At 31.7% G+C, this 12,483-nt stretch carries 14 protein-coding genes; 8 read left to right on the forward strand and 6 right to left on the reverse strand.

Translation table 11 applies throughout. The features are described from left to right. Positions 1-20 precede the first annotated feature (20 nt). On the reverse strand, positions 21-932 hold the full coding sequence (locus tag KSU54_RS03520; RefSeq protein WP_003536415.1) for a 4-hydroxy-3-methylbut-2-enyl diphosphate reductase: 912 nt from the start codon (positions 930-932) through the stop codon (positions 21-23). Positions 933-947: 15 nt separating this feature from the next. Beyond that, entirely contained in the window at positions 948-1,301 is a 354-nt protein-coding gene (locus KSU54_RS03525; protein ID WP_003536416.1) for a hypothetical protein, read from the reverse strand. A gap of 304 nt (positions 1,302-1,605) precedes the next feature. On the opposite strand from KSU54_RS03525, the gene KSU54_RS03530 reads away from it, so the two are divergent. Both KSU54_RS03530 and KSU54_RS03535 read left to right on the forward strand, forming a co-directional pair. Next, the gene (locus KSU54_RS03530) at positions 1,606-2,976 is read left to right on the forward strand and encodes a DEAD/DEAH box helicase (protein WP_003536417.1); all 1,371 of its coding nucleotides are present in this window, start codon (positions 1,606-1,608) and stop codon (positions 2,974-2,976) included. Beyond that, entirely contained in the window at positions 2,976-3,836 is an 861-nt protein-coding gene (locus KSU54_RS03535) for a deoxyribonuclease IV (RefSeq protein ID WP_003536418.1), read from the forward strand. Before KSU54_RS03530 ends, KSU54_RS03535 begins: the two co-directional genes overlap by 1 nt. Here KSU54_RS03535 and KSU54_RS03540 read toward each other — a convergent pair. Further along, positions 3,809-4,078, reverse strand: coding sequence for a hypothetical protein (locus KSU54_RS03540; protein WP_008791383.1), 270 nt, complete (start codon positions 4,076-4,078; stop codon positions 3,809-3,811). The two genes, KSU54_RS03535 and KSU54_RS03540, sit on opposite strands and share 28 nt — an antisense overlap. A gap of 59 nt (positions 4,079-4,137) precedes the next feature. Continuing rightward, positions 4,138-5,193, reverse strand: coding sequence for a flavodoxin-dependent (E)-4-hydroxy-3-methylbut-2-enyl-diphosphate synthase (gene ispG, locus KSU54_RS03545; RefSeq protein WP_003536420.1), 1,056 nt, complete (start codon positions 5,191-5,193; stop codon positions 4,138-4,140). 209 nt (positions 5,194-5,402) lie between these two features. Between ispG and KSU54_RS03550 the strand changes: the two genes are divergently transcribed. Next, positions 5,403-6,809 carry a uracil-xanthine permease family protein gene (locus KSU54_RS03550; protein WP_009300029.1) on the forward strand — a complete coding sequence of 469 codons (1,407 nt, stop codon included), beginning with the start codon at positions 5,403-5,405 and terminating at the stop codon, positions 6,807-6,809. Positions 6,810-6,837: 28 nt separating this feature from the next. Here KSU54_RS03550 and pepF read toward each other — a convergent pair whose 3' ends face one another. Both pepF and rpsT read right to left on the reverse strand, forming a co-directional pair. Beyond that, positions 6,838-8,613: an oligoendopeptidase F gene (pepF, locus tag KSU54_RS03555; protein ID WP_003536423.1), complete on the reverse strand. Its 1,776-nt coding sequence runs from the start codon at positions 8,611-8,613 to the stop codon at positions 6,838-6,840. Positions 8,614-8,646: 33 nt separating this feature from the next. Beyond that, complete coding sequence (rpsT, locus tag KSU54_RS03560; RefSeq protein WP_003536425.1) at positions 8,647-8,907, reverse strand: 30S ribosomal protein S20; 261 nt, start codon at positions 8,905-8,907, stop codon at positions 8,647-8,649. A 144-nt stretch (positions 8,908-9,051) separates the two neighbouring features. Here rpsT and gpr point away from each other — a divergent pair, with 144 nt between their 5' ends. The 5 genes from gpr (at position 9,052) to KSU54_RS03585 (ending at position 12,401) form a co-directional block, all read left to right on the forward strand. Next, positions 9,052-10,011, forward strand: a complete 960-nt coding sequence (gene gpr / locus KSU54_RS03565; protein WP_009300030.1) for a GPR endopeptidase — start codon at positions 9,052-9,054, stop codon at positions 10,009-10,011. A 52-nt stretch (positions 10,012-10,063) separates the two neighbouring features. Then, positions 10,064-10,813 carry a stage II sporulation protein P gene (gene spoIIP / locus KSU54_RS03570; RefSeq protein WP_008791386.1) on the forward strand — a complete coding sequence of 250 codons (750 nt, stop codon included), beginning with the start codon at positions 10,064-10,066 and terminating at the stop codon, positions 10,811-10,813. Beyond that, positions 10,810-11,094, forward strand: coding sequence for a hypothetical protein (locus tag KSU54_RS03575; protein ID WP_003536429.1), 285 nt, complete (start codon positions 10,810-10,812; stop codon positions 11,092-11,094). The genes spoIIP and KSU54_RS03575 overlap by 4 nt, the downstream gene beginning before the upstream one ends. Positions 11,095-11,116: 22 nt before the next feature. Further along, positions 11,117-12,070, forward strand: coding sequence for a methionyl-tRNA formyltransferase (gene fmt / locus KSU54_RS03580; protein WP_003536430.1), 954 nt, complete (start codon positions 11,117-11,119; stop codon positions 12,068-12,070). Between the two features lie 70 nt (positions 12,071-12,140). Further along, a complete protein-coding gene (locus KSU54_RS03585) occupies positions 12,141-12,401 on the forward strand; it encodes a heavy metal-binding domain-containing protein (protein WP_009300032.1) in 261 nt (86 codons plus the stop codon). Positions 12,402-12,483 lie beyond the last annotated feature (82 nt).

Genomic DNA, 12,483 nt, shown 5'->3' on the forward strand with positions numbered 1-12,483 from the left:
TCGAGAGAAAATTAAGCTTTTTAAATAATTTTAGCTAAATCAATTTTAGGTTTAGGATGAGTAGAAACATTTTGATAATCAAATTGACGTAAATATTCAATTACTTGATTTGTCAAGTATGTTGGTGTAGATGCCCCTGAGCTAACAGCTGCAGCATGTTTTTCCTTTAACATAGATATATCAATATCATTAACACTTTCAATCATATAAGTGTCCTTATTAGCTTTTTCATGTGCGATACTAGCTAATTTTTTAGTATTGTTCGAATGAGGATCACCAACGATAAAAATGACATCAACTTCATCATTAATTTTTGCAATAGCTTCTTGACGTACAGTTGTTGCTTGACATGTTTCTTTAGCAACAATTAAATTATTTAGTTTTGTTTTAGCATATTCACATAAATCATAAACATCATATAAAGACATTGTCGTTTGATTTGTAATGACATAGTTTAAATTAGGATCAAGATTTTCAAAATCGGTTTTATTTTCAATCAGATGGATATGAGCAGGATCAATTGATAATGCTCCCTCTGATTCCGGATGACCAGCTTTGCCAATATAAAGAATTTCAATCCCTTGATTTAAATAATTTTTAATTAAGTCATGAGTCTTAATAACATCGGGGCAAGTAGCATTGATTACTTGAATATTTTTTGAATGAGCCTTTTTTATAACATTATGACTAGCTCCATGAGCAGTAATGATAACCGTTCCCTGGGAAACCTGATCTAATAATTCTTCACGCGAAGCACCTTTTTTATCAATCGTTTTGACACCTAAATTATTTAAAGCATCAACAATATATTGGTTATGGACAATCATGCCTAGAATATAAACATCATCTTGATGGGCTTGTTTTTTAGCTAATTCGATTGCACGAACAACCCCTTTACAATATCCTCTGGGTGTAATTGGATATACTTTCATTAAATCACCTCGTGGTTATTGTACCATATTTTCAAACTTTACGTCATCTGATTCTTCTTTTGTTTCTTTTTTCTCTTGATCGATAGGAGTAATATTTTGTTCAACCTCATCAAAGTCAATATCGTTAATATGATTAACTGCTTGAATGACTCTAAAAGCATTTTTAGTATTGTTGATAATAGGGCGGATTTGATAGACTAGAGGAATTACTTGATTAATGGTATAAACAGTTTTAGAGGCATAATGTAATGTTTTTTGTAAATTGGCGCGGGTTTTTAGTTTTCTATTAACAGGAAACCCTTGATTCATGGGATTCATTTGGGGATTGAAATTATTGTAGTAAAAATTTTCATCATAGAATGGGTTCATTTTTATCCCTCCTTTATTAATAATGTATGCAAATAATTAATAATTGTGATATTGAATACTTGTTATTTTGCTTGGAGTTAGAGGTTATTTTTGCAAAGGGCAATAGCTAGATAAAAATTGTTTGGGTAAACTATTGTTGTTTAACTATTTTATTTGTTTTTAAGTGGGATTTAGGTCTTTAAAACTAACTTTGAGGACTTAGAATAGAACATACTAAATCTATTTAAAGAATAGGTTTATTTTATTTGCTTTTTATTTTGGTTATGTTAAAATTAGTTGAATTTATCAAAGAAAGGAGTACAAAATGAGTACATTTACAAAATTTAAAATGCAGGAATTTTGTTTACAAACAATTGAAGAATTAGGTTTTCAAAAACCAACTTCAATTCAAGAACAAGTAATTCCTTTAGTGTATAAAAATAGTGATATTATTGGTATTTCACAAACAGGTACAGGAAAAACTCATGCCTTTTTGTTACCGGTAATGGATCGCATCGATCCTAAGAATAATAGTGTTCAAGCTGTAATTACAGCCCCGACACGGGAATTAGCAACCCAAATCTATAACAATGCTAAATTATTTACTAAATATAATAGTGAGATCAAAGTATCTTTGATCGTTGGAGGAAATGATCGTCAAAAGACCGTTAATAAACTAGCAGTTCAACCACATGTTGTTATTGGGACACCGGGAAGAATTAAAGATTTATCTTTAGATGAACAAGCTTTAAAAATTACAACTGCTTCAACTTTTATTGTTGATGAAGCTGATATGACGCTTGAATTTGGATATTTGGAAGATATTGATGCTGTAGCCGGGAAGATGCGTGATGATTTAAGGATGATGGTCTTTTCTGCAACGATTCCGCAGATGTTAAGACCGTTTTTAAAAAAATATATGAAATCACCAGTATTAGTAGAGATTGATGATGATAAAGTAACTACTGAAAATGTGGAACATATTCTAATTGCAACTAAGCATAAAAACCGTTATGAGGTATTAAAAAAGATTATTGAGTCGATTGATCCTTATGTATGTATTATTTTTGCTAATACTCGTAGTGATGTTGCCAGTACGACTAAAAAATTACGAGAAGACGGATTTAAAGTGGGAGAGATTCATGGTGATCTAGAACCTCGTGAACGTAAGCAAATGATGCGGCGAATTCAAAACAATGAATATCAATTTATTGTTGCAACGGATATTGCGGCTCGTGGAATTGATATTGATGGAGTATCGCATGTTATTAATATGGAATTTCCTAAAGAACCGGATTTTTATATTCATCGTAGTGGTCGTTGCGGCCGTGGAAATTATACTGGAATATGTTACAGCATGTATGATACAACCGATGAAGCAAATTTAAAAGTTCTTGAACGTAAAGGAATTCTTTTTAAAAATATGACGATTAAAAATGGTCAATTTGTTGATTTGGGTGATCGTTTAAAAAGAAATAAACGTCCTAAACAACAAACCGAATTAGAAAAGAAAGTTCAAAGTATTATTCGTAAACCAAAAAAGGTAAAACCTGGTTATAAAAAGAAACGTAAAAGAGAAGTTGAGCAAGTTGTTCGTAAACAAAAACGAGCAATGATTCAAAATGATATTCGCCGACAAAAGAAAGAAAGAGCTCGTGCAGCTCAAGCGGCTAAGAGGAATGGAGAAGAGAATTAATGATTATTGGTAGTCATGTTTCAATGTCAGGAAAAGAGATGTTATTAGGTTCAGTCAAAGAGGCATTATCATACGGGGCTAATACTTTCATGTTTTACACTGGAGCTCCCCAAAATACTGCCCGTAAGCCTATTGATCAATTACGCATTGAAGAAGCAAAAGAATTAATGAAAGAAAATGGAATTGAAATTGATAATGTTGTTGTGCATGCACCGTATATTATCAATCTAGCTAATACAACAAAACCTGAGACTTTTGAATTAGCAGTCAGCTTTTTAAAGCAAGAAATAGAACGTTGTAAAGCGATAGGAGCAACACGATTAGTTTTACATCCAGGTGCCCATGTAGGAGCTGGGAGTCAGATTGGTTTGGAAAGAATCGTTGAAGGATTGAATGAGGCAACAAAAGATTGTGGTAATGTTAAAATTGCTTTAGAGACAATGGCTGGTAAAGGAAGTGAATGTGGTCGAACTTTCGATGAATTGCAATATATTATTGAAAATGTTGATAATAATGAATGTTTAGGGGTCTGCATGGATACTTGTCATCTTCATGATGCTGGATTTGATTTAACTAAGTTTGATGATATTTTAACAGAATTTGATCAAAAAATTGGTTTGGAACGGTTATTGGTTGTTCATGTAAATGATTCTAAAAATGAGTGTGGAGCAAGTAAAGATCGTCATGAAAATATTGGATATGGTCATATTGGATTTGATACATTGAATATGATCGTTCATCATGATAAATTAAAAAGTGTTCCTAAGATTTTAGAAACACCATATATTGAAAAAATTGCTCCATATAAGGAAGAAATTGAGATGTTTAGAACTCAAACTTTTAATCCTAGATTAAAGTAATGGGGACAATTGGATAAAAAACTTTTAATTTTAAGGCAAGTAGAGATACTTGTCTTTTCACTTATATAATTGTAGAGAACTTCATTATAATGGCTATCGATCAGTGCATAGCGATTATTTTGAATTAAATTATAAATTAGTAATAATTGCTCTTCGTCAATATCAATATCCTGCTCATATACAAGCTTCTTAAACATCTTAAAATCTAAATTAAATAATTCATTGTAACTAGTGTTACTCATCATGTTTCCTCCTTTTTTTCAATTATATGCATAAAGTAAAAAAGTAGTACTAAAATGTACTACTTAATCATTAATAAAATTTCTTTTTTTAATTCTTCAACCATATCTTCTTGTTTTACCTTGCGAATGATCTCACCTTTTTTGATCAGAAGACCTTCTTTAAAACCACCAGCGATTCCGATATCAGCATGTTTAGCTTCACCGGGACCATTTACAGCACAACCCATAATAGCTACGGTAATATTAGCGTTGATGGTATTTAAAAAATCTTCAATTTCTTGGGCTACGGGAATCAGATCATACTGAATTCTTCCACAGGTTGGACAAGAAACAAGAGTTGGGACATTATCAATTAGCTCTAATTCTTTCAAAAGTATTTTTGCTACTTTGATTTCTTCTAAGGGACTATCGCTTAAAGAAACTCGAATTGTATTACCAATTCCTTGATATAGAATCGTGCCAATCCCTAAACTAGATTTAATTGTTCCACCAAGCTTTGTACCGGCTTCTGTAACACCAATATGTAAAGGGTAATCAAAAGTTTCACTTGCTAGTCGATATGCAGCAATCGTAAGTAAGGTGTTTGATGATTTTAAAGAAATACAGATATCATAGAAACCTAGGCTTTCTAATATTTCAACATGCTTTTTCGCACTTTCAATCATTCCCTCAGCAGTAGGTTTGCCATATTTAGCTAAAATATCTTTTTCTAAAGAACCACTATTGACTCCGATTCGAATTGGAACGTGATGTTTCTTACAGGCATTTACAACCATTTCAACCTTTTCTGGAGAACCGATATTACCAGGGTTGATTCTAATTTTATCAATTCCTGATTCAATTGCCTGTAATGCTAAACGATAATCAAAATGAATATCAGCGACTAGCGGAATACTAACATGTTTTTTTATTTCTTTAATAGCTAGAGCGTCATCATTATTTAAAACTGCAAGTCGCACTAATTGACAGCCAGTTGCAGCTAGAGCATTTATTTGTTTCACAGTTGCTTCAATGTTTTTAGTTTTAGTATTTGTCATTGACTGGATAATTACTTCGTTATTACCACCAATAGTAAGGTTTCCCACTTTGATAGTTCTTGTTTCATTTCTCTTCATGAATTTCACCTCGTTAGAATTATAACATATCCTTCCTTATTAATAAAAATAAATGTTCTATTATATGGCTTTATTAAAGAAAAGGCTTACTAAGGAGTAGATATTTGTCTATTTTTATGGTAAAATTCTATCGTTTTTTATAGTTATTATTGTTTGGATAGATAGCAGTTATAACTTCAAGAAGATAAAAGAAAATAGGGGTCATTATGATGGAAAATAGTAAAGAAGAAAAGGTTACATCTGTAAGTACAGAAAATATTTACAAGCTAAATGGAAGAGTTCCTTTAAAAAAAGCAATTCCTTTTGGGTTGCAGCATGTTTTAGCGATGTTTGTTTCGAATTTAGCACCTGTATTGATTGTATGTGGTGCAGCACTTGTAAGAGGAACAGGAGAACATTTAACTTCAGCTGAGATCACGCAATTGCTGCAATGTGCAATGTTTGTAGCTGGGATTGGAACCTGCATGCAACTTTATCCAGTTTGGAAGATTGGTTCGAAATTACCTGTTGTTATGGGTGTTAGTTTCACTTTTTTAGGAAGTTTATTAGTAATTTGTACGAACCCAGACTTAGGATATGAAGGGATGATCGGAGCGGTCATCTTAGGTGGGATCTTTGAGGGAATTGTCGGATTGAGTGCAAAATACTGGAAACGTTTTTTAACTCCAGTTGTATCAGCTTGTGTAGTAATTGCAATTGGACTTTCACTTTTATCAGTTGGAATGGATTCATGGGGCGGTGGAAATGGTGCCGCTGATTTTGGGTCATGGTATCATTTATTAGTTGGTACATTCACTTTAGTTGTCTGTTTAGTATCACGTTATTTACTGAAAGGTGTTTATAAAAATTTAAATATTTTAGTGGGACTTATTTTTGGATATTTACTATCTGTTATTTTTACGGTCGCAAATATTGCTCCGATGGTGGATTTTTCAGGAATAACAAAAACAATACAAGAAGTAGGTTTTTTTAGTATTCCCAAGTTAGTTTTTTTTACGAGTCATACACCAGTTTTTGATTTAGGAGCATTCTTCACTATTGCAATCGTATTTTTGGTATCTGCTGCAGAAACAACAGGAGCGACTACAGCAGTGTGTACCGGTGCTTTAGAACGTGATATTAAGATGGAGGAACTACAAGGTTCACTTGCTGTTGATGGCCTTTCTAGCGCAATTTCAGGGTGTTTTGGTTGTATTCCTTTAACATCTTTCAGCCAAAATGTGGGATTAGTTACGATGACAAAAGTTATTAATCGTTTTACCATTTTAGTAGGGGCATTGATTTTAATTTTAGCATCCCTATTTCCACCGTTAGGAGCATTCTTTAATTCCTTACCACAAGCAGTTTTAGGTGGATGTACAGTGATGATGTTTGGTTCAATCATGTATGAAGGAATCAAAATGCTTAAAGAAAATGAGTTTGATGAGCGCACAATGATCATTGTTTCATTAGCTTTTTGTATTGGGGTAGGATTAACTCAAACTTCGGGTAATTTTTTTGCAGCTTTTCCACCAGTAGTGGGAGATATATTTAATGGTAATGCTGTTGCAGGTGTATTTGTTGTATCTTTGTTATTAAGTTTGGTGCTTCCGAAAAAGAAAGAAGCAAAAAAGTAAAAATGCTTAAAGAATCATAATTGATTCTCTAAGCATTTTTTTTAATTGTTTCAAATTGATTTAATAGTTCTTCAAAATATTTAAATGCATCTTCATAAATTTGATCATCTAAAGGATCAACACCCGCTTGTTTTAAAAGCTCAACAGGTGCTTTGCTGCCTCCAGATTTCAAGAAATTTAAGTAGTCAGTTACTTGCTGCTGATTACCTTTTAAAATACGATTAACTATGGCTAAGGCAACGGTCATACCTAACGTATATTTATATACATAATAATCATAATAGAAATGTGGTACATAATAACATGACCAGCCAACTAGTTCATCCATAGTTACATCTTTTCCATAATATTCTTGGTTAAGTCGTGCATATAGATCAGTAATAACTTTTGATGATAATGGTTCATTATTTTCTGCCATCGTGTGCAATTTATATTCAAAATCAGCAAACATTGGCTGTCTAAAAATCAAACCAACACAGTTTTCTAATTGTTCATAAATAAAGTATGCTTTTTCTTGATCATTTTTAGCATTTTTGATCATATAATTAATCAGTAACGTTTCATTAACAGTTGAAGCAACTTCAGCAACAAAAATACGATAATTAGCGTTAACTGCATCTTGATGATGATTAGATAAATAACTATGAACACTATGACCAAGTTCATGGATCATAGTAGAAAGAGAATTATAGTCACCAATAAAATTCATTAAGATAAAAGGATTAGTGTCATAACTGCCACTAGAATAAGCACCAATTCGTTTACCTGGTGTAGGATAATAATCAATCCAGCGTTCATTTCGAGCTTTATTAATAATGTCCAAATAATCTTGACCAAATGGTCTAAGACATTCATTAATAATTTCAAAACACTGATCAATCGTATACTTTTTGTTGATTGAAGATACTAGTGGAATATTTAAATCATAATTATAAATAACATCTTTCTTTAGAAGCTCTTTTTTTAGTCGGTTATAGCGATGAAATAAGTGTCGATATTTGACGTTTGCACTTTCTAAAACTTTAAAAAATAATTCACTAGGAACATCATCATCAAAAACGCTAGCTTCAAGAGCACTATTGAATTTACGTACATCGGCATAAAAAGCATCCTTTTTCATTACCCCGGCCAATGTTTGAGCAAAGACATTTTCATAGCGCTGATACTCTTTAAAGAAATTAGTATATGCTTGTTTACGTACTTTTTCATCTTTATTCTTTAGGAATTGGTTTAAAGTAGCATTATTTAATGTTTTCAACTTTCCATCTTCTTCAACATCTTCATATTCAAGACGAAGAGCATTGAATACTTGACTAGAAGTATCAGCAATACTTTCCACTTTAGCTAATAATTCTTCTTGTTCTTTGGGCAGAATATGTGCTTCATATGATAATAATGAATTAATCTTGTAAGTATATTTTTCTAATTTTGGATCTTTTAAATATTCCAGTACTTTATCTTTAGCCTCAATGATTTCATTATCGACAAATGATATTTGTACTGACGAAGCTTCTAAAACTCCCATTATAGTGGCCATCATAGTTTGATATTCCTGATTTTTTGGTTCGACATCACAATTTAAATGAGCATAGCAATATAATTTATTCATTAATCGTTCAACCGTATCTTTTGTTGTTAAAAAATTATAAAAGCTATCAATACTATTACAAATTTTACCTTTGAAAGTAATTAGATCATTAATTAAAGATTTAGTTTTTTCTAAATCCTGATAGAAAGCTTCATGGCTATTATAGATAGTACTTAAGTCCCATGTATCTTTAATATCAATATCTTTTCTCTCCATACAATTTTCTCCTTTAAAATAAAAACCCTATCATTAGATAGAGTTTACTAATTTAGCTAATCTAGATTTTTGTCTGCTAGCATAGTTTCTATGATGAATTCCTTTAACTACAGAAGCATCTAATTTAGAAGCTACTTCGTTATAAGCTTTTACTGCTTCATCTTTATTTCCAGCTTCAACTTCAGCTAATACTTTTTTGATTGCAGTTTTTAATGCTGATTTATATGAAGTATTTTTTGCTCTTTTTTGGTTATCATTTTTATACCGTTTAATTTGTTGTTTCATATTTGCCATGATCTTTCACCTCGCTTCATTTCTTGCTTTTACATTATATAAAAATAATCCAATAAATGCAACTTTTTTTTGAATTGATACGATATTATTGGACAAATATGTATTAAATTTCCATAATTGGTGATATTTATAATAGGTGATAGGATGAATTTTAGTAATATACGTAGTGATTTAGCAACCGAATCGCTAGAGCAACTAGAAGTTGGTAAGCATTATCAAAAGGAAGAGTATGTTAATGATGGTGTTAAGGTTGAAAAAGTTTCGATCCTTCAGGCTCATCAAAGTATTAATCAGGGGATTGGAACTTATATCGAAATAAGTTTTAAAGACTATTTGGAACAAACTGCTATTATTAAGGAAGTTGTAAATAATTTAAAGCCATTAATTGATAAGATTGATTATCCTAAGATTTTGATGGTAGGGTTAGGTAATCAATATTTAACTAATGATGCGATTGGCCCACGAACTTTAAGGGATGTGCGGATTACTCATTTTCTTGATGATGAAGACAAATTAATTAATCACTATTATGATATTTTAGGTATTGCTCCTGGGGTGATGGTGCAAACAGGGATGGAAACTGGAGCGATTGTAAAAGCGTTAGTGGATAAAGAGGATATTGATCTTGTAATCGTTGTAGATGCCCTCTGTGCTAAAAATTATCATAAATTAGCTCATGTAATCCAAATTAACGATGTAGGGATAAATCCTGGTAGTGGGATAGGTAATTATCGTCAGGCAATCAACGAGGAGACTGTGGGTGCTAAGGTAATTGCAATTGGTATACCAACTGTTATTTATGCAAGCAGTTTAGTAAGTGATGTCTTAAATTATACGCTAGATTACTTTGGTGATAGTTTAAATCCAATAAGTAAATTAAAAGTAGGAAAGCGTGAACGTTATCATGGGAGCTTAAATGAACAGCAAAAAGAAATGATGTTAGGACAATTAGGAAAATTGGATGATAGTGAATTAGAGCTGTTATTTAATGAAATATTGAATCCGATTGATTGTAATTTTGTATTAAGTGATAAGCAAATTGATGAACAGTGTGAAATTATGTCAAAAATAATAAGTAAAAGTATTAATGCGTTAAGGTACTAAATCCTACAATTCATGCATACTATTGTATTGTATAGTATAGTAGGTGATGCAGATGAGACTTAAAAATACGTTTTTAATTTTATTGAAATTGGCGGTTATTGTAGGTTTAATTGTTTATCTTCCAACTAAAGTAAGCGGATCAAATGCCCAAGTTATTAATGCAATTAATAATGAACAAAATAATCCAACTACTCCAGTGGCAACCAATCCAACCAACACTAGTTTTGTTCCCACGAAAGATAAAAAGATTCATATTTATAATACTCACCAGGGTGAAGAATATGATGGTTTTAATGTCGTAGAAGGAGCTAATTATTTAAAAGATTGTTTAAATAATAAAGGATACCAGTGCGATGTTGAAGGAAATGATTTTGAAGGCTATAAAGCGGTTCATAAAATAGCTTATAATAAATCATATACGGTATCTAAAATGTATCTTGAAGAGAGTTTAAAGCTTAGTGGTGGTTATGACTTAATTATTGATTTTCATCGCGATTCGATTTCTAAAGAGCTGTCAACCATTAGCCATGATGGAAAATCATATGCTAAAATCATGTTTGTTGTAGGTAAAAGCAGTGGTAAATTTGATGCGGTTAATCAGCTTTCACAAAAACTGTCAGATTTAGCTAATGCAACAGTTCCAAAAATCAGCCGTGGTGTTTATGTGAAAAAATCTCACTATAATCAAGGAATTAGTGACAATATGGTTCTAATAGAGGTTGGCGCTCAAAGTAATACTAAAGAAGAAGTTCAAGCGACAGTAGAAATTATTGCTAAAGCGATTGGAGAATATTTAGGATGAAAAATTTTTTAATTGATCTTTGTTTAGTTGGATTATTGTTATTTATGATTAATGGTTTATTTGGAGACTACGGAATCCAAAAAGCTGTATTTGACAAGAATATTACTCAGTTTGAAGAGGATGTTAAAGAACAAAAACCAATTACTACCGATTATGGAACTACTAATGATAATGAAGAAAATACATTATCATTAGTAGTTAAACAGATTAGTGAAGTTTGTATTAAAGTTATTGAAACATTAGTATTGATTATTTCCAATATTATTAGTACACTTTTATAGTAAGAAAGTGATGGTGTATATTATGAAAGATGCAAAAATAATATTTATGGGAACAGCAAGTTTTTCTAAACAGGTTTTAGAAAAATTGTTGGAAAATAATTATAATGTTGTTGCTGTAGTAACTCAGCCCGATCGTTTTGTTGGTCGTAAAAAGGTGTTAACAATGCCTGAAGTTAAAGAAGTTGCTTTGGCTTCTGGGATACCAGTTTATCAGCCTTTAAAAATTAAGGAAGAATATCAGGAAATCATAGCCTTAGAGCCGGATTTAATTATTACTGCAGCTTATGGACAAATTGTTCCAGAAGCAGTTTTAAATGCTCCTAAAATAGGTTGTATCAATGTTCATGCTTCATTATTACCTAAATATCGTGGTGGCGCGCCAGTACATTATGCAATCATGGAGGGTGAAGAAGTTACAGGGGTAACGATCATGTATATGGTCAAAAAAATGGATGCTGGAAATATTATTTCTCAAGTCGAAGTGCCAATTGGAGCAGAGGAAACAACGGGAGAATTATATGAGCGTTTGAGTATTGCTGGAGCAGAGTTGTTACTAGAAACCTTACCGAGCGTACTTGCTGGTACAAATGAGTCAATTGCCCAAGATGAAAGTTTAGTTACATATTCACCAACAATTAGTCATGAACAAGAAAAAATAGATTTTAGTAAGAGTGCTCTTCGAGTATATAATCAAGTACGTGGAATGAATCCATGGCCAGGTGCTTATACCACTTATCAAGGTAAAGTTGTAAAGATCTGGGCCGGTAAAATTCATGTATGTGAAAATGCCCTTAAGCACCACGCTCATCAAGAAAATGGAACAATCGTTAAGATCTTTAAAGATGCAATTGGGGTTAAAACTGGTGAAGGAATATATTTAATTACAGAATTACAGCTAGCTGGAAAGAAGCGAATGTTAGTTAAAGATTATTTGAATGGAAATAATATTTTTGAAGTTGATAGTAAATTCGAATAAGCAGCCTAATGGTTGCTTTTTTTATAAATTAAAAGATATAATTAGAGAAGATACAAAGGAGGAAATAGAAATGATTATTTCAACTTTAAGCAGTTATCCTAATAAAAAAGTAGTTAAAGACTTAGGCATAGTAGTCGGCTATGATGATGCTATACGAGCTTTTCGAGTAACAATGGGAGTGGAAGAATATATTGTCAAAGCTCAAGAAAATTTAGCTAAAGCTGCTGAAAAATTAGGTGCCAATGCTGTATTGGGGGTTTGCTTTGATTTGCGTGATTCAAATAAACCGGTTTTAATGGGAACAGCTGTTGTTTTAGAAGATTTAGAGTAATTCTAAGTCTTTTATTTATTATTGTTTAGATTAATATTTTGTTTTGTTTGTAGTACAATATAACTACGGAGGTTGTGTAAGT

Origin of the sequence: Erysipelatoclostridium sp. MSK.23.31 (assembly GCF_019125875.1) — a bacterium.
GTDB classification, from domain to species: Bacteria; Bacillota_I; Bacilli_A; order Erysipelotrichales; family Coprobacillaceae; genus Thomasclavelia; species Thomasclavelia ramosa.

Excerpts from the sequence above, each read along its gene's own strand:
- KSU54_RS03540 (WP_008791383.1), bottom strand. The coding sequence starts at position 4,078 with ATGAGTAACACTAGTTACAATGAATTATTTAATTTAGATTTTAAGATG.
- rpsT (WP_003536425.1), bottom strand. The coding sequence starts at position 8,907 with ATGGCAAATATGAAACAACAAATTAAACGGTATAAAAATGATAACCAA.
- pepF (WP_003536423.1), bottom strand. The coding sequence starts at position 8,613 with ATGGAGAGAAAAGATATTGATATTAAAGATACATGGGACTTAAGTACT.
- spoIIP (WP_008791386.1), top strand. The coding sequence starts at position 10,064 with ATGAGACTTAAAAATACGTTTTTAATTTTATTGAAATTGGCGGTTATT.
- KSU54_RS03535 (WP_003536418.1), top strand. The coding sequence starts at position 2,976 with ATGATTATTGGTAGTCATGTTTCAATGTCAGGAAAAGAGATGTTATTA.
- KSU54_RS03550 (WP_009300029.1), top strand. The coding sequence starts at position 5,403 with ATGGAAAATAGTAAAGAAGAAAAGGTTACATCTGTAAGTACAGAAAAT.
- gpr (WP_009300030.1), top strand. The coding sequence starts at position 9,052 with ATGAATTTTAGTAATATACGTAGTGATTTAGCAACCGAATCGCTAGAG.
- fmt (WP_003536430.1), top strand. The coding sequence starts at position 11,117 with ATGAAAGATGCAAAAATAATATTTATGGGAACAGCAAGTTTTTCTAAA.
- KSU54_RS03525 (WP_003536416.1), bottom strand. The coding sequence starts at position 1,301 with ATGAACCCATTCTATGATGAAAATTTTTACTACAATAATTTCAATCCC.
- KSU54_RS03585 (WP_009300032.1), top strand. The coding sequence starts at position 12,141 with ATGATTATTTCAACTTTAAGCAGTTATCCTAATAAAAAAGTAGTTAAA.
- KSU54_RS03530 (WP_003536417.1), top strand. The coding sequence starts at position 1,606 with ATGAGTACATTTACAAAATTTAAAATGCAGGAATTTTGTTTACAAACA.
- ispG (WP_003536420.1), bottom strand. The coding sequence starts at position 5,193 with ATGAAGAGAAATGAAACAAGAACTATCAAAGTGGGAAACCTTACTATT.
- KSU54_RS03520 (WP_003536415.1), bottom strand. The coding sequence starts at position 932 with ATGAAAGTATATCCAATTACACCCAGAGGATATTGTAAAGGGGTTGTT.
- KSU54_RS03575 (WP_003536429.1), top strand. The coding sequence starts at position 10,810 with ATGAAAAATTTTTTAATTGATCTTTGTTTAGTTGGATTATTGTTATTT.